This is a genomic window from Paraburkholderia phosphatilytica (assembly GCF_003443895.1).
In the GTDB taxonomy this organism is placed as follows: Bacteria; Pseudomonadota; Gammaproteobacteria; order Burkholderiales; family Burkholderiaceae; genus Paraburkholderia; species Paraburkholderia phosphatilytica.
On sequence record NZ_QQOA01000033.1, the window covers coordinates 12,741 to 37,516 of the forward strand.

24 protein-coding genes are annotated in these 24,776 nt (G+C 65.5%); 14 read left to right on the forward strand and 10 right to left on the reverse strand.

What is annotated here, in order from left to right:
• Positions 1–159: 159 nt before the first annotated feature.
• From DVS29_RS27380 to DVS29_RS27395, 4 genes are all read right to left on the reverse strand, one after another.
• Entirely contained in the window at positions 160–801 is a 642-nt protein-coding gene (locus DVS29_RS27380; protein ID WP_118183667.1) for a DUF1109 domain-containing protein, read from the reverse strand.
• A gap of 180 nt (positions 802–981) precedes the next feature.
• Positions 982–1,824 carry an alpha/beta fold hydrolase gene (locus DVS29_RS27385; protein WP_118183668.1) on the reverse strand — a complete coding sequence of 281 codons (843 nt, stop codon included), beginning with the start codon at positions 1,822–1,824 and terminating at the stop codon, positions 982–984.
• Between the two features lie 27 nt (positions 1,825–1,851).
• Positions 1,852–3,522: a benzoate-CoA ligase family protein gene (locus tag DVS29_RS27390; protein WP_118183669.1), complete on the reverse strand. Its 1,671-nt coding sequence runs from the start codon at positions 3,520–3,522 to the stop codon at positions 1,852–1,854.
• A gap of 58 nt (positions 3,523–3,580) precedes the next feature.
• A complete protein-coding gene (locus DVS29_RS27395; RefSeq protein ID WP_118183670.1) occupies positions 3,581–4,057 on the reverse strand; it encodes a DUF4863 family protein in 477 nt (158 codons plus the stop codon).
• 204 nt (positions 4,058–4,261) lie between these two features.
• Here DVS29_RS27395 and DVS29_RS27400 point away from each other — a divergent pair, with 204 nt between their 5' ends.
• The 4 genes from DVS29_RS27400 to boxA all read left to right on the forward strand — a co-directional run bounded on the left by DVS29_RS27400 (position 4,262) and on the right by boxA (position 9,851).
• A complete protein-coding gene (locus tag DVS29_RS27400; RefSeq protein ID WP_118183671.1) occupies positions 4,262–5,221 on the forward strand; it encodes a helix-turn-helix transcriptional regulator in 960 nt (319 codons plus the stop codon).
• A 170-nt stretch (positions 5,222–5,391) separates the two neighbouring features.
• Positions 5,392–7,062, forward strand: a complete 1,671-nt coding sequence (gene boxC, locus DVS29_RS27405; protein ID WP_118183672.1) for a 2,3-epoxybenzoyl-CoA dihydrolase — start codon at positions 5,392–5,394, stop codon at positions 7,060–7,062.
• 64 nt (positions 7,063–7,126) lie between these two features.
• Entirely contained in the window at positions 7,127–8,554 is a 1,428-nt protein-coding gene (boxB, locus tag DVS29_RS27410) for a benzoyl-CoA 2,3-epoxidase subunit BoxB (RefSeq protein WP_118183673.1), read from the forward strand.
• 43 nt (positions 8,555–8,597) lie between these two features.
• Positions 8,598–9,851, forward strand: coding sequence for a benzoyl-CoA 2,3-epoxidase subunit BoxA (gene boxA, locus DVS29_RS27415; RefSeq protein ID WP_118183674.1), 1,254 nt, complete (start codon positions 8,598–8,600; stop codon positions 9,849–9,851).
• A gap of 24 nt (positions 9,852–9,875) precedes the next feature.
• On the opposite strand, the gene DVS29_RS27420 is transcribed toward boxA, so the two are convergent.
• Positions 9,876–10,052, reverse strand: coding sequence for a DUF1427 family protein (locus DVS29_RS27420; protein WP_118183675.1), 177 nt, complete (start codon positions 10,050–10,052; stop codon positions 9,876–9,878).
• A gap of 16 nt (positions 10,053–10,068) precedes the next feature.
• Positions 10,069–11,034, reverse strand: coding sequence for a quinone oxidoreductase family protein (locus tag DVS29_RS27425; protein ID WP_118183676.1), 966 nt, complete (start codon positions 11,032–11,034; stop codon positions 10,069–10,071).
• A gap of 189 nt (positions 11,035–11,223) precedes the next feature.
• Between DVS29_RS27425 and DVS29_RS27430 the strand changes: the two genes are divergently transcribed.
• Positions 11,224–11,652: a TOBE domain-containing protein gene (locus DVS29_RS27430; protein ID WP_118183677.1), complete on the forward strand. Its 429-nt coding sequence runs from the start codon at positions 11,224–11,226 to the stop codon at positions 11,650–11,652.
• Positions 11,653–11,699: 47 nt separating this feature from the next.
• Here DVS29_RS27430 and DVS29_RS27435 read toward each other — a convergent pair whose 3' ends face one another.
• The gene (locus DVS29_RS27435) at positions 11,700–12,701 is read right to left on the reverse strand and encodes an NHL repeat-containing protein (protein WP_240655814.1); all 1,002 of its coding nucleotides are present in this window, start codon (positions 12,699–12,701) and stop codon (positions 11,700–11,702) included.
• 242 nt (positions 12,702–12,943) lie between these two features.
• On the opposite strand from DVS29_RS27435, the gene DVS29_RS27440 reads away from it, so the two are divergent.
• From DVS29_RS27440 to DVS29_RS27455, 4 genes are all read left to right on the forward strand, one after another.
• A complete protein-coding gene (locus DVS29_RS27440) occupies positions 12,944–13,438 on the forward strand; it encodes a molybdopterin-dependent oxidoreductase (protein ID WP_118183679.1) in 495 nt (164 codons plus the stop codon).
• Positions 13,439–13,557: 119 nt separating this feature from the next.
• Positions 13,558–14,199 carry a nitrogen fixation protein NifQ gene (locus tag DVS29_RS27445; RefSeq protein WP_118183723.1) on the forward strand — a complete coding sequence of 214 codons (642 nt, stop codon included), beginning with the start codon at positions 13,558–13,560 and terminating at the stop codon, positions 14,197–14,199.
• A 183-nt stretch (positions 14,200–14,382) separates the two neighbouring features.
• On the forward strand, positions 14,383–14,706 hold the full coding sequence (locus DVS29_RS27450) for a winged helix-turn-helix domain-containing protein (RefSeq protein WP_118183724.1): 324 nt from the start codon (positions 14,383–14,385) through the stop codon (positions 14,704–14,706).
• A 117-nt stretch (positions 14,707–14,823) separates the two neighbouring features.
• Positions 14,824–16,038 carry a sensor histidine kinase gene (locus DVS29_RS27455; protein WP_118183680.1) on the forward strand — a complete coding sequence of 405 codons (1,215 nt, stop codon included), beginning with the start codon at positions 14,824–14,826 and terminating at the stop codon, positions 16,036–16,038.
• 64 nt (positions 16,039–16,102) lie between these two features.
• Here the strand turns inward: DVS29_RS27455 and shiA are convergent, their stop codons facing one another.
• On the reverse strand, positions 16,103–17,413 hold the full coding sequence (gene shiA, locus DVS29_RS27460) for a shikimate transporter (RefSeq protein WP_118183681.1): 1,311 nt from the start codon (positions 17,411–17,413) through the stop codon (positions 16,103–16,105).
• Positions 17,414–17,849: 436 nt separating this feature from the next.
• Here shiA and DVS29_RS27465 point away from each other — a divergent pair, with 436 nt between their 5' ends.
• The 4 genes from DVS29_RS27465 to DVS29_RS27480 all read left to right on the forward strand — a co-directional run bounded on the left by DVS29_RS27465 (position 17,850) and on the right by DVS29_RS27480 (position 21,676).
• A complete protein-coding gene (locus tag DVS29_RS27465) occupies positions 17,850–18,077 on the forward strand; it encodes a hypothetical protein (protein WP_118183682.1) in 228 nt (75 codons plus the stop codon).
• A complete protein-coding gene (locus tag DVS29_RS27470) occupies positions 18,055–18,777 on the forward strand; it encodes a GntR family transcriptional regulator (protein WP_118183683.1) in 723 nt (240 codons plus the stop codon). The genes DVS29_RS27465 and DVS29_RS27470 overlap by 23 nt, the downstream gene beginning before the upstream one ends.
• Positions 18,778–19,216: 439 nt before the next feature.
• Entirely contained in the window at positions 19,217–20,464 is a 1,248-nt protein-coding gene (gene frc, locus DVS29_RS27475) for a formyl-CoA transferase (RefSeq protein WP_118183684.1), read from the forward strand.
• A 138-nt stretch (positions 20,465–20,602) separates the two neighbouring features.
• Positions 20,603–21,676, forward strand: coding sequence for an NAD(P)(+) transhydrogenase (Re/Si-specific) subunit beta (locus DVS29_RS27480; RefSeq protein ID WP_118183685.1), 1,074 nt, complete (start codon positions 20,603–20,605; stop codon positions 21,674–21,676).
• A gap of 32 nt (positions 21,677–21,708) precedes the next feature.
• Here DVS29_RS27480 and DVS29_RS27485 read toward each other — a convergent pair whose 3' ends face one another.
• Entirely contained in the window at positions 21,709–22,008 is a 300-nt protein-coding gene (locus tag DVS29_RS27485; RefSeq protein WP_118183686.1) for an HAD family hydrolase, read from the reverse strand.
• A 105-nt stretch (positions 22,009–22,113) separates the two neighbouring features.
• Positions 22,114–23,058 (reverse strand): LysR family transcriptional regulator, encoded by a 945-nt coding sequence (locus tag DVS29_RS27490; protein ID WP_118183687.1) that lies wholly within the window; start codon positions 23,056–23,058, stop codon positions 22,114–22,116.
• A 354-nt stretch (positions 23,059–23,412) separates the two neighbouring features.
• Between DVS29_RS27490 and oxlT the strand changes: the two genes are divergently transcribed.
• The gene (oxlT, locus tag DVS29_RS27495; protein ID WP_118183688.1) at positions 23,413–24,768 is read left to right on the forward strand and encodes an oxalate/formate MFS antiporter; all 1,356 of its coding nucleotides are present in this window, start codon (positions 23,413–23,415) and stop codon (positions 24,766–24,768) included.
• Positions 24,769–24,776 lie beyond the last annotated feature (8 nt).

Here is a 24,776-nt window from a genome sequence, read left to right on the forward strand (position 1 = left end):
CGCTAACGAGCGGGGGTTTGCCTGCAAAGTTTCTCTATAAGGAAACTATAGGGGGACGCCAAGCAAATGTCCATATAGTTTCCGTATATGGAAATTTAACGTTCGCCAGGCTCGATCAGTCAATAATTTCCACAAACGCAAAATTATCGCGCCCGCGCTTTACCAGCGCAGCAGCACCGGCCCCAGCAGCGCACCCGCGAGGACCGGAATCGCCATCCCCGTCACGTACCAGACGCTCCAGAACGGCGTCGCGATGTCGAGCACGTAGAGCGTGTAGACCAGCACGGCCTGCGCGCCGGCCAGCAGCCCCGCGCCGGCGCCCGCCAGCGCGAGGCGGGTCGGTGCGAGGCCGCGCATCGCCCAGAACGATGCGATGAAACCCGGCACGGAGAGCAGCACGATATTCAGGGTTCCGACCCGCGACGCGGGTCCCAGCATCAGACCCAGCCGCAGCGACGCGGGCGTCGCCCAGACGATCAGCGCCGCGACGATCCACATCACGACGAGCGGTGCCGCCGCGGTGGCCCATGCGAGGGTGGTGCGCGCGCCGGGACGCGCGAGACGCGTCGCCAGTTGCACGGACGCCGCGACGACGGCCAGCGGAAACGCGAGCTTCAGCCAGAACTGCGGCGTCGCGATCAGTTGCGGCATGTCGCTACGCACACCGTACAGCGCGACCAGCAGGCCGCTGCTCGCGGACAGCCCGGCGAGCAGCGCGCGGCCGAAGCGTTTCGCGGCATAGCGAGGGTCGAGCGGCGTGGCGCGCGCGGCGAGTTTCGACACGAGGTCGTCGGTGTGCATGGGCGGTCCGGTGCGTGGAGGGCGTACCAAGCGGGCTTGCAACGCGGGCTTGCAACGCGGGCGTGCAAAGCGGGCGTGCAAAGCGCCGAGCGCAAAGCATGCCGCGGCGAGGGCCGCGGGCTCTCCAGGTAGTTCGCTCGGCGTGACCGTTCAGTTACAGCGACCGCGCGATGGACTCACTTATGCAGGCAATGCGGCGATGAAGCGCACGATCGTATCGTTCAGCGCGCCGGGCGCGTCGCGATGCGGCGAATGTCCGCAGTCATCCAGCTTCTCGAGCTTCGCGTGACCGACTTCGCGCGCGATGGTATCGATCTGCGCCATCGTGCCGTAGTGATCGTCGTGTCCCTGAATCGCGAGGAGCGGCACGCGAATGCGCGCGAGCCGCTCGACGATGCTCCAGCCGCGAAACGCCGGATCGAGCCAGACATCGTTCCAGCCGTAGAACGCGGAATCGACGTCGGTGTGATAGCGGGCAAGACGTTCGCGCAGATCGCCCTGCCCGTAAGCGGTTTTCGCTTCGGCGATGCTGGCCACCGAGATGTCTTCGACGAACACGTGCGGCGCGATCGCCACTACGCCCGCCAGCGCGTCGGGGTACGCGGCCGCGTACAGCAGCGCGATCGAGCCGCCGTCGCTATGGCCGATCACCCACATGCGGCGACGCGTCTGCGCATCGACGCCGAGCGCGTCGAGCAGCGCGGGCAACACGTCTTCGGCTTGCCGCGACATGAAGTCGAGCGGCCAGCGTTCGTGATGCGGACGCGGCGTGGAGCGGCCATAGCCCGGCCGCGAGTAGACGAGTCCGCGCATGCCGAGCGCGTCGCACAGCGTCTGCGGCCAGTCGCGCCACATGTCGATCGAACCGAGCCCTTCGTGCAGGAACACCGCGAGCGGCGCATCTTCGTGTTTTGAATTCAGCCAGCGATATTCGAGCCGCAGCGCGCCGCGCGAGCCGTCAGCGGCGGCAGGCAGGTCGGCGAAGCAGGCGGGTGCGGCAATCGTGGCGGGCGTAGCGGACATATCGTGATGCGTTGATCGTTAGAAATACTATGGAAGTTCGCGCAGCTTGAAGCGTTGAATCTTGCCGGTCGCGGTTTTCGGTAGATCGTCGACGAACACGATATCGCGCGGATACTTGTGCGGCGCGAGCCGTTCCTTGACGAACGCCTTGAGCTCGGCCTCGAGCGTAGCGGACGCTTCTCCCGGATGCTTCAGCACCACGAACGCCCGCGTTTTCACGAGACCGCCGTGATCGACCCCGACGACCGCCGCTTCCAGCACGCGTTCGTGCTGCACGATCACCATCTCCACCTCGACCGGCGACACGTATTGTCCGCTGACTTTCAGCATGTCGTCGCTGCGGCCCGCGTACACGTAGCAACCGTTCGCGAGGCGCTGATACTTGTCGCCGCTTCGGATCCATTCGCCGAGGAAGGTCGCGCGCGATTTCTCGCGGTTGTTCCAGTACATCACCGCGGCGCTGGGGCCCTTGATGTAGAGATCGCCGACTTCGCCGTCGGGCACGGGGTTGCCGCGTTCGTCGCGCAGTTCGACTTCGTAGCCCGGCACCGGGCGTCCTGTCGTGCCGTATTGAACGTCGCCCGCGCGGTTCGACAGGAAGATGTGCAGCATCTCGGTCGAACCGATGCCATCCAGAATCTCGCAGCCGAAGTGCGCGGTGAAACGCTCGCCGATTTCGCGCGGCAGCGCTTCGCCCGCGGACGTGCAGATGCGCAGCGCGACGTCCGCGCGCGCCGGCAGCGAAGGCGACGCGAGCATGCTCGCGTATAGCGTCGGCACGCCGTAGAACACGGTCGGCCGGTGCTGCGTGAGCCGCGCGAAGATCGCATCCGCGGTGGGGCGCCCGGCCATCAGGATCGCGGTCGCGCCAACCGACAACGGAAACGTCAGGCCGTTGCCGAGGCCGTACGCGAAGAACAGCTTCGCCGCCGAAAACACGATATCGGTCTCGCGGATGCCGAGCACGGGCTTCGCATACAGCTCCGCGGTCCAGTAGAGATTTGCGTGCGTATGGACCGTGCCCTTCGGCTTGCCGGTCGAGCCTGACGAGTACAGCCAGAACGCGATGTCGTCGCAACTGGTCGGCACGGGCTTCGCGGCGGGCACGGCGGCATCGACCAGTGCGCCGAAGCTGCATGCATCGCTCGCGGCCGCGTTGGCGGTATCGGCTGCATCCGCCGGCGGGCGCGCGACGATCAGCGTGCAGGCGTCCTGTTCGGTTTCCTTCAGCGCTTCGTCGATCGCCTGCGTGACGACCGGCAGCAAGGCCGCGGACGCGATCACGGCGCGCGCGTGACTGTGCGTCAGCATGTAGACGTAGTCGGCCGCGGTCAGCAGCGTGTTCGCGACGACGGGCACTGCGCCCGCGTACAGCGCGCCGAGAAACGCGACCGGCAACTCGGTGGTGTCCTGCATCACCAGCAGCACGCGTTCTTCGGCGTGCACGCCCTGCGCGCGCAGCGCGCTCGCGAAACGGCGTGACTGGTCTTCGAGTTCCTGGTAGGTGAGCGGGCCGTCATCGTCGATGTAGGCGATCTTGCCGGCGCGCGCTGCGTTCAGCGCGAACAGATGCGCGGCGAAATTGAAGCGCGCGGGCGGCGGCTTGATCGCCAGCTGGGTGGATGGCTGCACTGAAGTTTGCGCGACTGCGGGCACGACATCGGGCGAACCCGCGTCCGGTTCCAGCTGGGCTTGCATGGCTCCTCCGATTGGCTGCGTTGACCGCACCGCGGGATTGGCTTCGCTTGCCTGCCGATCAGGCAACGGCGTCGCGAGTGAATTCGATTGCACCTTGCGGCAACAGATAGAGCACGAGCGCCCGTCCATTCGCGACGGTCGGGCGATGTGCACTGCCGGGGCCATAGACGCACCAGCCCGCCGGATGGCCGTCGAAGGTCGCGCCGTCGGTGAGCGGCACGATCAGATCGATTTCGCCGTGCGGGTGCACGTGATGCGGACCGGCAATGTCCTGCATGTCGACGACGTCGACGGAAAAGCCGTGCGTATCGGGCGTGGCCTTGAAGATCCGGCCATAGCGGATGCCGCCGCCTTCGCGGTTGCACAGCCACCCTTCGGCGACGCCGGTGCGGCACGCCTGCGACAGCGCGTCGAAGGTGGGGCTGCCGTTCGGCCAGGTGGTGTTGAGCCAGTCGCCCAGGTCAGGATCGAGCGGGCGTCGGGCGATTTCGCCGGTGACGTCCGCGATCAGGCGCTGAAAGTCCTGTGGGGACATGTGCGTCTCCTTATGCAGCGCGCCGCGCACTGGACAGGCAAATTAGTGCATGTGGGGCGCGCCACTGTCTCCGAAAGCCACGGTGCAAGCGTCGCGGCGATGAATGGCGATTGTCGGGCGGGTCGCTTTTGGCGAAAATTAACTGCCGCCGGGCGCCGTGTCAAGCACTATAGTACATATTGATTGGGTTGGAGGTCTCAAAACATGAAGCAAAATTACTCTGCAGAATCGGCATCCATCGACGAGGACGCAAGCTCAGGCGCCAGCCGGGAAGAGCGCGATCCCTTTCTCACGGCGATGGGCGAGCGCGTGAAGATGCTGCGCGCCCGCCGCGGCATGACGCGCAAGGCGCTGGCAACCGAGACCGGTCTGTCGGAACGGCATCTGGCCAATCTCGAATCCGGCGTCGGCAATGCTTCGGTGCTGGTGCTCCGGCAGATCGCCGCCACGCTCAACTGTCCGCTCGCGGAAGTGATCGGCGACGTAACGACTTCGTCGGCGGAATGGCTGTTGATCCGCGAACTGCTGCAGGGCCGCGACCAGGCCGCGCTGCAGCGCGCCCGCGTCGCGCTCGCCGAGATGTTCTCGCAGGCGCCGCGCGACCCGCACCGCAAGGACCGCATCGCGCTGATCGGGCTGCGCGGCGCGGGCAAATCGACGCTCGGCCGGATGCTTGCGCAGGAACTGAAGGCGCCGTTCGTCGAGCTGACGCGGGTGATCGAGCAGCTGGCGGGTTGCCCGCCGTCGGAAATCCATTCGCTGTATGGCGCGAGCGCGTACCGCCGCTACGAGCATCGCGCGCTGGAGGCGGTCATCGCCGAGCACCCGCGCGCGGTGATCGCGTCGCCGGGCGGCATCGTGTCCGAGGCGGCCACCTTCAACGCGCTGCTTGCGCACTGCTTCACCGTGTGGCTCCAGGCGACGCCGGAAGAGCACATGCGCCGGGTCGTCGCGCAGGGCGACCTGCGGCCGATGTCCGGCAACCGCGAGGCGATGGACGACCTGAAGCGCATCCTCGCCGGCCGCAGCGAGCTGTACGGCCGCGCGGACATGATTTTCGACACCAGCGAAAAAACCCTGGCCGATGCGTACCTGCAGTTGCGTGACCGGCTGGCCGCGCGTCTGGCAGCCGAAACCAGCACCGATGGCGCGCTGATCGGCTAGGTTCTCCGGCCGGCTCGATTAGTCGTATGCATTAAAATGCATTGAAGTGCTTTACATGGGTATGAAGATGCACTATTGTTCTTCGTAACGAAGTGCACGAAGCCATCATCTGCATGGGGCGGGAGCAGGCGCCGAAGCGCCGGACTCCCGCCGACACTCAGGAGACGCCCATGTCCGCAGTGGAAACCGCCATCCGGCCGGTCGACTATCGCACCGAGCCGTCCCAGTACCGCCACTGGAAGCTCAGCTTCGACGGCGCTGTCGCCACGCTCGGCATCGACATCGCCGAAGAGGGCGGCATCCGCGATGGCTACAAGCTGAAGCTGAATTCCTACGACCTCGGCGTCGACATCGAACTGCACGATGCGCTGCAGCGCATCCGCTTCGAGCATCCGGAGGTGAAGTCGGTCGTCGTGACGAGCCTGAAGGACCGCGTGTTCTGCTCGGGCGCGAACATCTTCATGCTCGGCCTGTCGACGCACGCGTGGAAGGTCAACTTCTGCAAGTTCACGAACGAGACCCGCAACAGCTTCGAAGATTCGTCGCGGCACTCCGGCCTGAAATTCATCGCGGCCGTGAACGGCGCCTGTGCGGGCGGCGGCTATGAACTGGCGATGGCGTGCGACGAAATCTGGCTCGTCGACGATCGCTCGTCTTCGGTTGCGTTGCCGGAAGTGCCGCTGCTCGGCGTGCTGCCGGGTACCGGCGGTCTCACGCGTCTGACCGACAAGCGCAAGGTGCGCCACGATCGCGCCGATATCTTCTGTACGGTGGTGGAAGGCATTCGCGGCGAACGCGCGAAAGCATGGCGTCTTGTCGACGAGGTCGTGAAGCCGAACCAGTTCAATCAGGCCATTCAGGCGCGCGCGCTCGAGCTAGCGGCACAGAGCGACCGGCCGGCGGATGCAAAGGGCGTCGCGCTGACCCGCATCGAACGTAATGAGCGCGAGGACGGCATCGGCTATGCGACGGTCGATGTTTCGATCGACCGCGCGAAGCGCATCGCAACCTTCACCGCGAAGGCGCCGAAGGGTCCGCAGCCGGACAACCTCGATGCGATCGTCGCGGCCGGCGCCGCCTGGTGGCCGCTGCGGTTCGCACGCGAACTGGACGACGCGATCCTGTCGATGCGGACCAACGAACTCGACATCGGCACGTGGATTTTCCGCACCGAAGGCGATGCGCGCGACGTGCTCGCCACGGACGCGACGCTGATGAAGTTCCGCGAGCACTGGTTGGTGCGCGAAACGATCGGTCTGCTGCGCCGGACGCTTGCGCGCATCGACGTGTCGTCGCGTTCGCTGTTCACGCTGATCGAGCGGGGCTCGTGTTTCGCGGGCACGTTCGCGGAATTCGCGTTCGCCGCGGACCGCACGTATATGGCCGCGTTGCCCGGCAACGAGGACGAAGAGCCGGCGATCACGCTGTCCGAAGTCAACTTCGGGCTCTATCCGATGGTCACGCATCAGTCGCGGCTCGCGCGCCGCTTCTATGATGACGCGACGCAACTCGCGGACGCGCGCGAGCAGATCGGCAAGCCCGTGAAGCCGCTCGATGCGGAGCGTCTGGGTCTTGTGACCGCGGCGCCCGACGACATCGACTGGGCCGACGAGATCCGTCTCGCACTTGAAGAGCGCGCGGCGATGTCGCCCGATGCGCTGACGGGCCTCGAAGCGAATCTGCGCTTCAACGGTCCGGAGACGATGGAGACGCGCATTTTCGGGCGGCTGTCCGCGTGGCAGAACTGGATCTTCAACCGGCCGAACGCGGTGGGCGAGAAGGGCGCGCTCAAGGTGTACGGCAAGGGCAGCAAGGCGCAATTCGACGTCGCGCGGGTGTGACGCGCCATCATCGCGCCGCCGCGCCGTGCCATGCACGACACACAACGAACCGACAGGAAACGACATGTCCACGATCAACTACAGCGAAAAGATCCCGAACAACGTCAACCTCGCCGACGACCGGACGCTGCAACGCGCGCTCGAGCAATGGCAGCCGAACTTCCTGTCGTGGTGGGGCGACATGGGACCGGATGGCTCGCACGGCTACGACGTCTATCTGCGCACGGCCGTCAGCGTGGATCCGGGCGGCTGGGCGCATTTCGATCACGTGAAGATGCCCGACTACCGCTGGGGCATTTTCCTCGCGCCGGGCGAAGCCGACCGCAAGATCCACTTCGGCGCGCACAAGGGCGAGGCCGCGTGGCATGACGTACCGGGCGAGCATCGCGCGAACCTGCGCCGCATCATCGTCACGCAGGGCGACACCGAGCCGGCCTCCGTCGAGCAGCAGCGCCATCTCGGTCTCACGGCGCCGTCGATGTACGACCTGCGCAACCTGTTCCAGGTGAATGTGGAAGAGGGCCGGCACCTGTGGGCGATGGTGTATCTGCTGCATCGCTACTTCGGACGCGATGGTCGTGAGGAAGCCGAAGCATTGCTCGAACGCCGATCCGGCGATGACGACAATCCGCGCATTCTCGGCGCGTTCAACGAGCGCACGCCGGACTGGCTCGCGTTCTTCATGTTCACCTACTTCACCGATCGCGACGGCAAGTTCCAGCTGTCGGCGCTTGCGGAGTCGGGTTTCGATCCGCTCGCCCGCACGACGAAATTCATGCTGACGGAAGAGGCGCATCACATGTTTGTCGGCGAATCGGGCGTGTCGCGCGTCGTGCAGCGCACTGCCCAGGTGATCAACGAACTGAACACCGACGATCCGGCGCGGCTGCGCGCGGCCGGCGTGATCGATCTGGACACGCTGCAGCGCTACCTGAATTTCCACTACTCCGTCACGATCGACCTGTTCGGCGCGGACCAGTCGTCGAACGCGGCGACGTTCTACAGCTCGGGTCTGAAGGGCCGCTACGAAGAGACCAAGCGCGACGACGACCATCAGCTCGAAGGCCAGTCGTACCGGCTGCTCGACGTGCAGGACGGCAGGCTCGTCGAACGCGAGGTGCCGATGTTGAACGCGATGAACGAGGTGCTGCGCGACGATTACATCAAGGACTCGGTGGCGGGCGTGAACCGCTGGAACAAGGTGCTCGAGAAGGCCGGCATCGGCTTCCGGCTGACGGTGCCGCACAAGGCGTTCAATCGCCAGATCGGCACGTTCGCCGGCTTGCGCGTGTCGCCGGACGGCCGTGTGATCGATGCGGCCGAATGGGCCGCGAACGAAGCGAAGTGGCTGCCGACGCCGGAAGATCGCGCGTTCGTCGCGTCGCTGATGGGCCGGGTGATCGAACCGGGCAAGTTCGCGAACTGGATCGCGCCGCCGGCGATGGGCATCAACCGTCAGCCGGTCGATTTCGAGTACGTGCGGTTCAACTGATCGCGCTTTGCATCACGGCATGAGGCATGAGAAGGAGACACGCATGAACGCGCCAGAATCGGCCGATGTGCTGAGGCAGCACCTGATCGACCCGGAAATCTGCATTCGCTGCAATACCTGCGAAGAGACCTGTCCGATCGACGCGATCACGCACGACAGCAACAACTACGTCGTGAAGGCGGACGTGTGCAATGGCTGCATGGCGTGCGTGCCGCCGTGCCCGACCGGCGCGATCGACAACTGGCGGCTGGTGCTGAAAGCGGATGCGTATTCCGTCGACGAGCAACTGGGCTGGGACGTGCTGCCCGAGCAGGGCACCACGGCGGCGCTCGCGCCGGCCGCCGTCGATACGAGTTCAGCAGCAGCGTCCACGCCGGATAACGCGATCGACGACCCGTCTCCGGAAGTGGACACCGTGCGCGGTTCGACGGTACCGCCGTGGTCGGCCGCGAAGCCGTACGTGAACCTGTACGCGCACAAGGCGCCGGTGAAGGCGACGGTGGTCGGCAACTATCGTCTGACGGACGAAGCGACGGAAAGCGACATCCATCACATCGTGCTGGATTTCGGCACGATACCGTTTCCGGTGCTGGAAGGGCAGTCGATCGGCATCCTGCCGCCGGGCGCGAGCGCGGACGGGCGCGCGCACCACGCGCGGCAGTACTCGATCGCGAGTCCGCGCGACGGCGAGCGTCCGCGCTACAACAACGTGTCGCTCACCGTGAAGCGCGTGACCCAGGATCACGCGGGCGGTGCGACGGTCGGCGTCTGCTCGAACTATCTGTGCGATCTGAAGAAAGGCGATGCCGTCGACGTGATCGGCCCGTTCGGCAGCACCTTCCTGATGCCGAATCATCCGGACTCGCACCTGCTGATGATCTGCACGGGCACCGGCTCCGCGCCGATGCGAGCGATGACCGAGTACCGGCGCCGTCGCCGGCTGAAAGGCGCGACCGGCAAGCTGCTGCTGTTCTTCGGCGCGCGCACGAAGGAAGAGCTGCCTTATTTCGGACCCCTCGTGAATCTGCCGAAGGACTTCATCGACACGAATCTCGCGTTTTCACGCACGCCTGGGCAGCCGAAACGCTACGTGCAGGACGCGATGCGCGAGCGCGCCGCGGATGTCGCGCAGCTGCTGAAGGACGCGAACACGTACATTTACGTGTGCGGCCTGAAAGGCATGGAGGACGGCGTGCTGCAGGCGCTGAAGGATGTCGCCGAGCGTCATGGGCTGAACTGGGAGACCCTGTGGCAGACGCTCAAGCGCGAAGGGCGGCTGCATCTGGAGACGTACTGAGCAGCCTGGCGGGCCGCTCTCATCTCAGCTTGTGACGTGCGTCAGCAACGTGCGAGCGAACGGAATCAGATGTTCGCCGCCGAGCATCCCCAGCAGGCCGATCAGCGCCACCGTCGGCGGCGCCGGCGAGCGCACGCCGATCAGGTTGTACAGCAGGCCCACCGCGAGTCCCGCGGCCAGTGAGATCAGATACGGTTTCATGACGAGGCGCCTGGCTTCACATGTTGATCACGACGCGGCCACGCGTGCCGCCTGCCACCGCGCCATACGCGGCGCGCGCATCGTCGAGTGGGAAACGCTGCGCGATCACGGGCGCTTCGAACTGCCCGGCGTCGAAGCCTTTGGCGATCTCCGTCATCAGCGCGGCCGATTCGGTCACGCCGAGCTTCGCGCTGTCCGCCCCGAGCAGTTGTGTCTCGTTGTGATAGAAGTCGATCAGATCGAATTCGACGCGGCGTTTGCCCGTCGCGCTGATCTCGACGACGCGGCCGCGCCGGCGTGCGAGGCTCAGCGCCAGTTCGAACGCGACGCCGCCCACGGCGTCGTACACGACATCTGCGCCTTGTCCTTCGGTGAGTGATCGCACGGCTTGCACTGCGCCGTCGCCGAACGACACGTAGTGGTCGATCAGGCGCCCAGCCGGCGAGTTCGCATCCGGCATGCTGCGATCGACGGCGATCACGCGCGCGCCGCGCGCCTTCGCGATCTGCGTGACCGCGCCGCCCACGCCGCCGGACGCGCCGATCACCGCAATTGTCTCGCCCTGCGCGAGCTGCGCGAATTCGACTGTCCCGAGCCATGCCACGACGAAGTTCACGCCGATCGATGCAGCCTGCTCGTGCGTCAGCACTTTCGGTTTGCGGCTCAACGCGGCGATCGGAATCTCGATGAATTCCGCGTGCGTGCCATCGCGCGTGAAGCCGATGTCGCCGCCGGTGCCCCACACGTCGACGCCGAGCCACACGGCCGGACCCTTGACCACGACGCCGCTGAAATCGCGGCCCGGCACGCGCGGCAAGGTCGTGTGGCCGAAATGACCCGACACGTTCTTTACGTCGCTGGGATTCACCGACGCGCTCTTCACCTGCACGAGCACGTTGCCGGGCACGGGTTCGGGCGTCGGCAGATCGACGACGGCAAGCGTATCGGGCTGGCCGAACTGCGTGATCTGGATGGCTTTCATCGGATGAACTCCTGGATTCGATCGGACTGAGTGGGCTGCATGCATCGATTGAAGTCCGCAGCGTTGAATCGCAGTGTAGGGCGGACGCACGCGACCGTCTGGACAAGGACTTTCGAATTCCGGACAAGGCGTTGGCGCGAGGCGGCACCGCTATACTGCATGGATCGAAAATCACAGTGGAGAGACATCATGCGAACCAGCGCGCGCAACCAGTTTGGCGGAGCCGTCACGGCGGTCAAGGCCGGCGCCGTCAACGACGAGATCACGCTGAAAAGCAGCGACGGCCTCGAGATCGTCGCGGTGATCACGCACGGCAGCGCCGCGTCGCTCGGCCTCGCCGCCGGCAAGCCGGCCATCGCACTCGTGAAGGCTTCGTCGGTGATCGTGATGGCCGATGACGCGAGCGGCAAGACGTCGGCGCGCAACTGCATCGCGGGCACGGTATCGTCGGTCACGAAAGGGGCGGTCAATTCCGAAGTGGTGATCGCGGCACAGGGCGGCGCTCAGGTCGCGGCGATCATCACGAACGAAAGCGCCGACCGTCTCGGGCTCGCGAAGGGCGCGGCGGCGTCGGCGATCTTCAAGGCGTCGAGCGTGATCGTCGCGGTCGACGACTGATCGCGGCGCGACGCGCGACTCAACGCGCCGTTGCTTAAGGCAACGGCTCAACGCAACGGCAAGATCCGCAGCGCGCTGACCCCCGACGTTCCCGACGCGCGATCCACCACGACGAGGCGGTTGCGCGGCGCATCCACCGCGATGCCGCGGGCCTGCTGGAAGTCGTTCGCGAGCACGCTCGTCGTGCCATCGGCCGCGATCGCGCAGACGCCAGTCGCGCCGCATTTCGTGAAGAGCCGGCCGTCGGGCGCGGCCGCGAGCAGATCCGGCGCGTCGACATGTGCGAACGCGGCGCCCGATACCGCCGGTTGCGCCATCGAGAGCAACGTGGCGAGACTCGCGCGCTGGATCGTGTTCTGCGCCTGATCGGACACGTACACGTTGTCGCCCGCCACCGCGACGCCGACCGGCTTCACGAGGTCGACGACCAGATCGCGTTCGTTCGCGGTGCCCGTCACCGGATCGTAGGTGATGAGACTCAGGCCGCCGTGCTCCGGCTCGTTGCCGTTTTTCACGAACCACGTCGACAGCAGCTTGCCGCGGCCGAGCGACGCGAGGCCGAGCCGGCGCCGCGTCGGATCGATGCCGGTGAGCTGGATCAAGGCGTCGCCGCCCGTCGTCGCGGTGGGCGGCGCGGCGACGAACACCGCGCTGGCGGTGCCGAAGCCGAAGCGCTCGATCAGGAGCGTGCCGGCGTCGTCGAAGGCGATCTGGCTCAAGCTCGTCGGCTGGCCGGGAACGGGCGGCAGCGTCGCGTAGGACGTGAAGCGCGTGCCGTCGGCGGATTGCAGCACGCTGTTGGTGTTTTCGTCGGTGACGAAGAGCGCCCCGTCCGTGGCGCGGACCGCGAGACCGTTCGGCTTCGCGGCGATCGCGATGCGTTGCGGTGTGACGGGGGGCAGGGGCGCGGCGTTGGTGCTGGTCGAAGCCGCAACGGGGGAATGCGCCGGCGTTGCGGGCGGTGCGGAACTGCAGGCCGCTGTCAGCGCGACCACCGCGGCGGCGAGTGTGGCCGCGCCGATGCGGGCCGCATGCATTTTAGTGCTCACAGCGCTCGCATTCTGTACCGTTGCGCCGCCTGTTTGTCGCCGCGTTGCCATCGCCATGCTGGGTTCTCCGTCGCCGCGGGCCGCCGCGGTCTGTGTATTTCGAAAGTCTGCATATTAGGGCATGCGTGTTGCGGGATGGCCGATATACGACGGTCCGCGTGTTCGCTGTGCTCCGGCAGCGTAATATACCGATCGATACAGCGCGGAGCACGCTGCTCCGTCGTGCCGCTGGAGACGCGCCCATGAGCCTTGCCACCCCTCGCCTCGACAACCCGTCGCCGCTCGCCATCGACGGCATGCTCGCCGTGACCGGCGCCGTCATCCGGCCGCTTGCGCTGTCGGTCGACGAACTCCGCGGCTTCGCGTGCGCGCACGCCGACGGCTTCGACCTGCGCTGCTATACGAGCGGCCGCTTCATCCGCCAGGTCGGCAACTATCGGGGCGTGCTGCTGAAGGAGCTGATCGACAAGGCGGGGCTGCGCAACGAGAAGCCGGGCGATTTCAAGCGGACTGTCTTCATCGCGGTCGCGCACGACGGCTACGCGGTCACGTTTTCGTGGCACGAGCTGTTCAACACGCCAGTCGGCGAGCGTGCACTGGTGGCCTGCGAATGCGACGGCAAGCCGCTCAGCAGCGACGACGGCGCGCCGATCCTGTTCTCCGGCGGCGACATCGTGCCGGCGCCGCGCCACGTGAAGCGGCTTGCACGCGTCGTCGTGCAGGTGCTGAGCGTTTGACGTCTGCTCAGATGCCTGCTCGATGCCCGCGCCCGGCCGGATGAATTTTGGCGCGCTGCGTGCCGTTCGCGGCGCGGCGTAACATCGGCACCATGTCCGATGCGCGAGCGCCGTCCGTCATGTCCCACGATGCCCATCCGTCTTCGCCCGAATCCGGGACCGCGGCCGCGCCCGCTGCCAGCGGCGCCCGCGCCGCACAGCTGACGGACGAAGCGCCGGCGCACAGCCGGTCCGACGATACGGTGCTGTTCGCGCGTCTGATCGCCGCGCGCGAGGTGCGCGGCGAACTGCCGCTGCTCGGGCTCGCGCCGGCCCAGCTCGATGCGCTGTTTGCCCGGCATTTCCCCTGGTCGACCTTGCATCGCGAGGCCACGAACGCCGTGTTGCCGCCGTTGCTCGACGCCGGTCACGCCGGCTTCGTCGCGGCGCTGCGCACGCTGCTGCTCGAACACGCGGCCACGCAGCCGCTCGCCGACGATGCGTACTGCGTTGCATCGATCGTCGCGCACGCGTGTCTGCGGCCCGATCACCTGTGGCGCGATCTCGGTCTCGATGGCCGCGACGACGTCACGCGGATGCTGACGCGATATTTTCCGTCGCTGATCGCGCGCAACACCGAGGGGCTGCGCTGGAAGAAGTTTCTCGCCCGCGAGCTCGCGTATGCGCAGGGCACCGAGCCCGGACCGGCGCCCGGCTGTCCGGCGTGCGAGGACTTCGGCTTCTGCTTCGCCGACGCCGCGGCGAAGGGCGCTACGTCATAACCCTGGCCCGGTTTCGCAATCCGCGCTTCAGGTGCGTCGTGTATGCTTCTGCGCATGACCACACCACGCTCTCCGCTCAAAGCTGCCGCATCGGCAGCAGCTGCGTCGCGTCCGAATCCGGACGCGGCTGGCGGCGCGCTGCCGGACGAACACGTGGCCTCGGCGCCAGAGGTGCGCTTCAGGATGCGGATCCGTCATGGCGAGACCGTCGCGCTCGGTCCCGGCAAGGTCGCGCTGCTCGAGGCCGTGCGCGAGCATGGCTCGATTTCGGCGGCGGCGCGCAGCCTCGACATGTCGTACCGGCGCGCGTGGCTCCTGATGGATGAGCTGAACCGCTCGCTGAAGGAGCCGGCCGTCGTGTCCGGTACGGGCGGGCAGAGCGGCGGCGGCAGTACGCTGACGCTGGTGGGCGAGGAAATCGTCCGGCTGTATCGCGACATCGAAACGCAGGCTTATGCAGCGTGCGCGGCGCAGATTGCCGCGTTGTCGGACATGATCCGCGGTTGAGTGCGCGGTTGAGTGCGCGGTTGAGTGCGCGGTTGAGTCGAGGTTGAGTCGCAGTTGAGTATTCAACGCCCCGACCGCGGGCGCATGCAGGTGTCTGCTTCCACGAGGAGCCAACCGATGAGCGGCAAGGCAGGCAATGCGCTGCAACTGTTCGCGGCCGCGCTGCGCGAAGATCGCAAGGACCTCACGGAGCGCTGGATGCGGGCCGTCTTTCTCGATACCGAGCTGGACGACGCCGATCGCCTCACCTACGAGCAGCTGTCCGACCACATCCCCAATCTGCTCGACGAGATCTGCACCGCGCTCGAAGAGCAGGATCTCGATCCCGTCGAGCCCGCGATCGAACGCAATGCGCGTCAGCACGGCAAGCTGCGCTGGCGTCAGGGCTACCGGATCGACGAACTGGTGCGCGAACTCGATCTGTTCCGGCAGGTGCTGTTCGGCGCGGTCGTGCGGTTCGCCGATCAGTACCGGTCGTTCACGCGGCGTCACGAAGAGATCGTGCGCCACTTCGTCGACGAAGCGGTGAGTTTCGTCACGCTCACGTCGATCCGCGAGGTGATGACCGAACGCGACCGCAAGATCGACGAGTACACGGGCCGGCTCGAACGCGCGAATCACGAGCTCGCGCTCAAGCAGAAGCTGGTCGGCGACCTGTACGAATCGCGGATGCAGCTCACGCGCAGCGTCGTGCACGACCTGCGCAACTTCCTCAATGTGTTTTCGATGGCGCTGCAGCTCGCGGCGCGCGCGCCGGCGAAGCTCGATACGGCGCTGAATCTGGCCGGGCGTCAGGTCGCGGACATGAAGGTGCTCGTCGATGAACTCGTCGAGTATTCGGTGCTGGTGGGCGACAGCGCGCCGGTCGCGCTCGAATCGTTCGATCTGCGCGGACTCTTCGACGAACTGGTGACCGCCTGCCGGCCGATGATCGAGGCGAAGGGCCTGCGGCTCGTCAGCCGCTTCGACGACACGCTCGGCACGATCGATTCGAACCGGCTGAAGCTGAAGCAGGTTGCGCTGAACCTGCTGACCAATGCAGCGAAGTACACGAAGGCGGGTGAAGTGGAGTTCGCGATGACCGTGCACGACGACGCTCGCTGGCTGCTGCGGGTCGTCGACACGGGCGTCGGTATCGGCGACGACGACCGCGAGCGCGTGTTTCGCGAGTTCGAGCGCGCGACCGAGGAGGACGTGCCGGGCGCCGGGCTCGGTCTCGCGATCGTCGAGGAACTGTGCCGCGTGCTAGGCGGTGAACTGCATTTCACGTCCCGCGTCGGGCGCGGGACGACGTTCGAGATCCTGTTTCCGCGTCAGCTGCCACGCGTGTGAACGATCGTGCAGCGTGCGCGGCGAGCCGCCGCAAGGCCGCTCATGCGCACACCCAGGCGCGCACTCATGCACGCGACTTCATGAATATCGCGACGAGCGCCGAAAGCACGCAGCCGACCGCGAGGTAGCCCGCCACCGGGTGCCACGAGCCGCCCGCCGCATTCACGAGCGCGACCGCGATGAACGGCGTGAAGCCGCCGCCGACCACGCTCGCCACCTGATAGCCGACGCCCGCGCCGCTATAGCGGTACTCGGTGCCGAACAGCTCGGTGAACATCGGCTGCTGGACGCTCACGATCATGTCGTGCGCGACGTTCGCGAGCATCACCGAGAACAGCACGATCAGCGCGGTCGAGCGCGCATCGAGCGCGAGGAAGAACGGAATCGCCGACAGCGCGCCGACGATCGCGCCGATCAGATAGATGCGGCGGCGGCCGAAGCGGTCGGCGAGCTTCGCGAACAACGGAATCGTCACGCAGCTCACCGCGCCGACCACGAGGCCGATGTTGAGGAACAGCTCGCGCGACATGTGCAGGTTCTGCGTCGAGTAGTTCAGCGCGAATGCGGTGACGATGTACATCGTGAACAGCTCGGCGAGACGCAGCGCGATGATCAGCAGGAACGCGCCGGGGTGCCGCACGAGCGCTTCGACGATCGGCATCCGCATCCCGTGTTCGCCGTGCTCGCCGACTTTCGCGACGAACTCGTTCGACTCCGTCATGCCCGAGCGGATCCACAACCCGATGCCGACCAGCACGACGCTGAACAGGAACGGCAGGCGCCAGCCCCACGCGAAGAAGGTCGCGTTGTCCATCGTGCGGCTGAGGATCGCGATCAGGCCGGTTGCGAGCACGAGGCCGACACCATAGCCGACCTGCACGCCGCAGCTGTAGAACGCCTTCTTCTTTTCCGGCGCGCTTTCCACCGCCATCAGCGCCGCGCCGCCCCATTCGCCGCCCACCGCGAAGCCCTGGATCGCGCGCAGCGTGACGAGCAGCACCGGCGCGGCGTAGCCGATCGACGCGAACGATGGCAGCAGGCCGATCGCGGCGGTCGACAGGCCCATCATCATCACGGTCAGCACCAGCATGCGCTTGCGGCCGAGTCGGTCGCCGAAGTGGCCGAACACGAAGCCGCCGAGCGGGCGGAACAGGAAGCCGACGCCGAACGTCGCGAACGCGGCGAGCGTGCCCATCGCCGGGCTCACTTTCGGGAAGAACTCGCTGTTGAACACGAGCGCGGCCACGATGCCGTACAGCAGGAAGTCGTACCAGTCGACGACGGCGCCGATGAAGCTGCCCAGCGCGGCCTTGCGGGCCTGGCTCGGCGTGCGGGTCCCGTTTCCGACGTCGGGGGTGGATACGGCTGCGGTCATGATGATGTCTCCGGAAGTCGTTGTAACCGGGGAGGGCTGCGTACCCACCCAGCGATCGATGTCCGCAGCATAAGCGGCGGCACGACGCGGCCGCAATTGTAGCGAGGGCGATGCGGGCCTGTTTTGCGCGATCATCGGGCAGACTTGCGCGCATAGCGGACACTTTCCGCGTTAACACGGAGAACGGAGCCGCGATGCGCGCGATTGCCGGTGCGAAGCCTGGACGATTTCCCTGGCGCGAGCTGGCGGCACAACGAGGTGTGGCTCGACATCTTCCGGCCGTATGGTCGGCGCTGGCTCGAGGGCTTCGTGATACCTTTGTCGGCACTGTCGCAAAAACAACAGTTCTTGATATACTACATACACAATATTGCTTTTTGCGGCAGCGCACCATATGATTGAGGCATTGGATCACTCAATCTTGTGGAGCAATAAAATGGATTTCGTTTCGTTGGGGCTCCTCGCCCTCGGTTTTATCGGTCTCGGTTCGGCTGCCACGGTGCTGCTGGCGAAATGGCTGCCGCAGCCTGTCGCGGAAGCGGCGTCGTACAACGGCCGTTACGCGGGTCTGGGCGGGGCGTCGTTGCAGCCGGTCCCGGCTACGCCGTACCGCGCACGTCGTGTTCAACAAGAGGCGATGCATGTCGTCGGATCTTCAAACTGAAACACCTGCTGCCGCGCCGCTCACGCTGGCGCTGCAGCCCATCAACGCCACCGCGAGCCTGCGTGACCAGGCGTATGCCATGTTGCGCCAGGCCATCGCGGACGCGGACATCTACCAGTCGCGCGAAGAGGTACGGCTCGACGAGCGCGTGCTGAGCGAGACGCTCGGCGTGAGCCGGACGCCGGTGCGCGAGGCGATGACGCTGCTCGAGCAGGAGGGCTTCCTGCGCATGGTGCCGCGCCGCGGCATCTACATCGTGCGCAAGAGCAAGCGCGAGATCGTCGAGATGATCCAGATGTGGGCCGCGCTGGAGAGCATGGCGGCGCGTCTCGCCACGCTGCACGCCACAGACGCGGAAATCGCGAAGCTGCGCCACATGTTCGACCATTTCCGCGACGCCACGCCCGCGGAGCACATCGCCGAGTATTCGGACGCGAACATTGCGTTCCATCAGGCGATCGTCGAACTGTCGAAGTCGCAGATCATTCTCGAGACGATCAAGAACATCTTCATCCACGTCCGGGCCATCCGGCGTATGACGATTTCGCAGAGCGACCGCGCGTCGCGTTCGATCGTCGACCATCTGCGCATCATTGAAGCGCTCGAAAAACGCGACACCGAACTCGCCGAGCGGCTCGTGCGCCAGCATTCGCTCGATCTCGCGGCGTACGTCGAAGCGAACTGCGATTTCCTCGACTAGCGCGTCTCGCCAGCCGGTCCGAGCCCGGCCGGCAAGGCTTTGCAACCCGTATCACGCATCAGGAAAAAGGCCAGCGGTGGTGACACCGCTGGTCTTTTTGTCGTCTGGATACACCACCTGGGGATGCTGCCGCTTGACTCATCGTGAAATGTGGTATGTGATATATCAACAAAACGACCTGACGATATCGACCTAGGGCTTTCCCTGATCGGCTGACGGTCATCCTGGCGATTTTCGTTAGTCGATTGATCGGACAGGACTTTGTGCTGGCGGGGCGAGACGGGGCAGGGAGATGTCCTACTTGCTCCAATCTGATATATCACATACCGTATGGACGAACGAGGCATGGCACATCCCGCCGATGAGCGGCGCGAAGCCGGCCGAGCGCGTCCGTCGAACACCATCCACTGAAAACGAAGCGTGAACGGAGACAGACAACATGGGTAAAGCACTCGACGGCGTGCGCATCCTCGATTTCACACACGTCCAGTCAGGGCCGACGTGCACACAGCTGCTCGCGTGGTTCGGCGCCGACGTGATCAAGATCGAGCGCGCCGGAACCGGCGACGTCACGCGCGAGCAGCTGCGCGACATCCCCGAAGCCGACAGCCTCTACTTCACGATGCTGAACCACAACAAGCGTTCAGTGACGATCGACACCAAGCATCCTGAAGGCAAGAAGGTGCTCGAGACGTTGATCAAACAGTGCGACGTGCTCGTCGAAAACTTCGCGCCGGGCGCGCTCGATCGCATGGGCTTCACGTGGGAGCACATCAACGAACTGAACCCGCGAATGATCGTCGCGTCGGTGAAGGGCTTCGGGCCCGGTCCGTACGAGCAGTGCAAGGTGTACGAGAACGTCGCGCAATGTGTGGGCGGCGCGGCGTCGACGACCGGTTTCGACGACGGTCCGCCCGTCGTCACCGGCGCGCAGATCGGCGATAGCGGCACCGGACTGCATCTCGCGCTCGGCATCGTCACGGCGCTCTATCAGCGTACCCAGACGGGCCGCGGGCAGAAGGTGCTCGCCGCGATGCAGGACGGCGTGCTCAACCTGTGCCGCGTGAAGCTGCGCGACCAGCAGCGGCTCGAACGCAACGGCGTGATGAAGGAGTACCCGCAGTACCCGAACGGCACCTTCCCGGAAGCCGTGCCGCGCGCGGGCAACGCTTCGGGCGGCGGGCAACCGGGCTGGATCCTGAAGTGCCAGGGCTGGGAGCACGATCCGAACGCGTACATCTACTTCATCACCCAGGCGCCCGTGTGGGACCGCATCTGCCGGGTGATCGGCCGCGAGGAGTGGATCGACGACCCGAACTACGCGACGGCCGCCGCGCGCCTGCCGCATCTGCAGGACATCTTCGCCGGCATCGAGCAATGGACGATGACGAAGACCAAGTTCGAGGCGATGGAAATCCTGAACAAGTACGACATTCCGTGCGGACCGATCCTGTCGATGAAGGAAATCGCCGAGGACGAGTCGCTGCGCAGGACCGGCACGATCGTCGAGGTCGACCATCCGGTGCGCGGCAGGTATCTGACGGTGGGCAATCCGATCAAGCTGTCCGACAGCCCGACCGACGTCACGCGTTCGCCGCTGCTCGGCGAGCACACCGACGAGGTGATGGCGGAGTTCGGTTTCTCGCGCGACCAGATCGGCGAGTTGCGCGCGGTCGGCGCGATCTGACGACGGCCGTCATCGTGTGCTGTTGTTCACGATGACGGCTTGCGGTACGGCGCGCGTGCCCGTCGAGGCGCGCGCCGCGGGAGACACCGCGATGCAGGACGCCGCGCAGACGGCTCCGCGTCGCTCAAAGGAGGGGCCGTGACGGATCTGTCGGACCTGATGCGCACCATCTCGGCGCCGGGCAGCGTGGCCGGCGCCGGCATCGGGCTGCTGTGCGCGCTGGTGCTGGGCGCGACCGCGCAGCTGCTGGCAGCGCACGACGTCGCGCGGCAGCGGCGTCCGCGCGCGTGGCGTCGCGCGCTGCTCGCGGCGACGGGCGCGATGCTCGCCGGCTGGCTCGCGGCTGGAATCGGCGGCGGGCTCGACGCGATCGTCGCGGCCACGTGCGCCGCGGGTGCGACGGTCGGGTACTTCGTGCGTCGCGATCTGTCGCGCCGGCTCGCGCGCATCGCGCTCGTCGGCTGCGCGAGCGGCGCGGCCGCGCTCGGCGGCGGCCTGCTGCGTTACGTCGTCTCGCGCACGCATGCGGACGCGCTGTTTCGCTTCGAACTGTGCGGCGCGGTTTTCCTGGGTGCGCTGATCTTTGCCGCGTCCGCGATCGCGCTCGCGAGACTGCAGGGCGTGCTGCGACGACGCTACGCGCGTTCGCCCGGCGTCCACCTCCATTCACTCGACTTCCTGCTGCTCGACGCGTTCGCGTTCGTGCTGTGCGCGTGGCTCGCATGGGGCTTTGTCACGGAGCACACCGCGCCCGCTGGGACCGCCGCGCTGTTCGCGATCGGTGCGCTCGCGGCGGCGCTCGGCGTGCATCTGACGATGGCGTTCGACGGCTGGCCCGCGCAGGCGCTGACGGCGCGCGCGCTGCGCGTATCGGCGCGTCACTGCGGTGCGTTGCGCGACAGCGGCCGCGAGATGGCCGTCGATGAATGGTGGGGTTGGAATCCGTGCGTGGAACCCGGTGGGGGCCATTCGAGCGCTGCTGGAGGCGGCGTCGACCTGCGAGCGTCGGCAAAGGAGTGTGTGGCGGCCCGCGGCCCGAGCCTGGGAGCGCGGCGAGCGAGCTGGCAAGCGAGCTGGCGAGTAAGCGGCGAACTACCCGCGCGGAACACGCTGCATGTCCGGCCAGCTTCGCGCAGCAGTATCGGTGGCAGCAGTAACGGTAATGACGGAAACAACCGTCGGCGACGGTCCCGCGCGGCGCAGCGCTGCTGAAGCGCTCCGCCGCCGGGTCCGCATGGCCGGCATCAGTCGGCCGCCTGCGGCGTGAACTCGCGATAGAACTGCGTCTTGCGGCTGAAGATCAGTTCCGCGAGGAAGTCGGCGTCGTAGGCCTTGTGCAGATGCGCGTGAAACCGCTCGATGTACGCGGTGATGCGCGCGATTTCGCTGGAGACGCTGCTGAGTGCATCGAGCGTCGCGTGGTCCCAGCGAAAGCGCAGACCGAGGTCGCTGAAAGCGGCGTTGTAGGCGCTCAGATGCGCGTCGTCGGGCATCTGGACAGCGGCGGATTGCCGGGAAGGCGAGAGAAGCGTGGCAGTCGTCATGGCGGGCTCCTGGTGCAGTTGCAGTCGAGTCAGTGAACTCGACTCCAGCATAGGGGTCGCCAATGATTAACAACAGTTAAAGTTTTATCGAATAACCATAAGTGCTCATTTATGGACGATCAGTTCGTTGACGCGCGTGATCTGTTCGATGCACTGCGCGCCTTCCTCGAGCAGGAAGTGCCGGAACGCCAGCGCGACCGGCGGCAGGCGTTTGTTCTTCCGGTGCACGACGTACCAGTTGAGCATCACCGGGAAGCCTTCGACGTCGAGCACGACGAGGTTGCCGACCTGCAGTTCGAGACTGATGGTGTGCGCGGACAGGAACGCGATGCCCATGCCGGCGATCACCGCCTGCTTGATCGTCTCGGTGCTCTTGATCTCCATCGCGATCTTGAAATTGGTCAGGCGCCCGGCGAAGCCTTCCTCCATCGAATTCCACGTGTCCGAGCCACGCTCGCGCACGACGAACGCCTCGCTCGCGAGCTGGCTCATGCGGATGTTGCGCTTGCCGGCGAGCGGATGCGACGGCGACGCGACAATCACATACGGGTGCGGCGCAAACGGCTCCGTCACGGCGTCCAGTTCGCGCGGCGGCCGGACCATCACCGCGAGGTCCGTCTGGTTGGTGGCGAGCTGATGCAGCGTTTCCTCGCGGTTGTGCACCGCGAGATTCAGGACGACGCCGGTGTAGCGCCGCGTGAATTCGGCAAGCAGCCGCGGAAAAAAGTAGTCGCCGGCGCTGATCACCGCGACGTTCAGCTTGCCGCCGGAGATGCCCTTCAGCTGTCCCATCGCCTCGTCGACCTCATGGAACTGCTGGATGATGGCGCGGCTGTAATGAAGCATCTCGGTGCCGGCGGGCGTCAGGTAGATCTTCTTGCCGAGCTGTTCGAAGAGCGGCAGACCCGCGTGCTCCTCCAGCTGGCGCACCTGGGTCGAGACCGCGGGTTGGGTCAGGTGCAGTTCCTCCGCGGCGCGCGAGAAGCTCAGATGGCGCGCGACGGTCTCGAACACCTTCAGCTGCCGCAGCGTCGCGTTACGCATCGTCATGGTCGATGTATACAGAAAAATGAATGATCATGATAACAAAGTTTAATTATTAGTAATTCAGCAATCACCCTAGCATGGAACCTGATGCACGGAGCTTACGATCTGACAGGTATCGGGTAAACGCCAGGCGCAAAGCCCTGTCAGATAAGGAAAGTGATTATTTCGAATGGCTTTCTGTTTTGCTTGAACAGTTTAATGAGGTCCTGGAAAAGCCTCACGCTTTGAACGGTTTGATAATCCAGAACCGGAAAAAGCCTGAATGATTTTGCCAATTCAATAATAAAACTATAAGACGGGATGCATGGAGCACGGTCAAAAGACCGGCTGATCAAATAGATAGCGGAGACAAGGCAAATGAATGAGCTTAACAGGCAGGTTGCTGCACCATCGGTTTTAAGCAACCGCTGGTTTCAACTGATAATCGGGCTGCTATGCATGGCGCTGGTTGCCAATCTTCAATATGCATGGACGCTGTTCGTCACGCCAATGAACTCCAGGCATCATTGGGGTGTGGCTTCAATTCAGTTTGCCTTTTCCATTTTCATTCTGACTGAAACCTGGCTGGTGCCGATCGAAGGCTGGCTGGTCGATAAATTCGGTCCGCGTCCGGTGGTGGCGGCCGGCGCGGTGTGCGCGGGTCTCGCGTGGGTGATGAACTCGTACGCGACGACGCTGCCGGAACTGTATATCTCGTCGGTGATTGCGGGTGTGGGCGCCGGCTGCGTGTACGGCACCTGCGTCGGCAATGCGCTGAAGCTGTTCCCGGACCGGCGCGGTCTCGCGGCGGGCCTGACGGCGGCGGGCTTCGGCGCGGGCGCGGCGGTCACGGTGATTCCGATCGCGAACATGATTACGCGCTCCGGCTACGAGCAGACGTTTCTGTTCTTCGGCATTGTCCAGGGCATCTGCATTTTCGTGCTCGCGCTGCTGCTGAAAAAACCGCAACCCGGCACCATCGTCGCGAAGAAGCGCAAATTCGCGGTCACCAAAATCGACTATACGCCGGGCCAGATGATTAAAACCCCGGTTTTCTGGGTGATTTACGCCGCGTTTGTCGCCGTGGCGGCAGGCGGATTGATGGCAACCGCGCAAATCGGCCCGATTGCAAAAGACTGGGGCCTCGCCCGAATTCCGATGAATCTGTTCGGCGTCACGCTGCCGTTATTGACCGCCACTGTCTCGATCGACAATATCTGCAACGGATTTACGCGCCCATTGTGCGGACTCGTGTCCGATAAAATCGGTCGCGAAAATACCATGTTCCTGATTTTCGTCGGCGAAGGACTCGCGCTGCTCGGCATGATGCAATACGGCACGAACCCCTATGCGTTCATGACTTTCGCCGCGCTGATCTTCCTGTTCTGGGGCGAAATCTTCTCGATCTTCCCGGCCATCTGCGCCGACACGTTCGGCAGCCGTTATGCGGCGGCAAATGCGGGCACGCTGTACACGGCGAAGGGCACGGCGTCGCTGATCGTGCCGATCGCGTCGCTGCTGTCGGCCTCCGGCGGCTGGAGCGCGGTGTTCGTTGCGGCCGCAGTGATCACGATCGCAGCCGGCATCGCGTCGAAGTTCGTGATCGCACCGATGCGCGCACGCTGGATCGCGCAGACCGACGAGCCCGCGGCTTTAAACGCGACGGCCACGCCGGCGGCGAGCGCGGCCGGCGCATCGCGCCTCACGCACTGGCCCGAGCAGACCGGCGAGTGAACTGACGT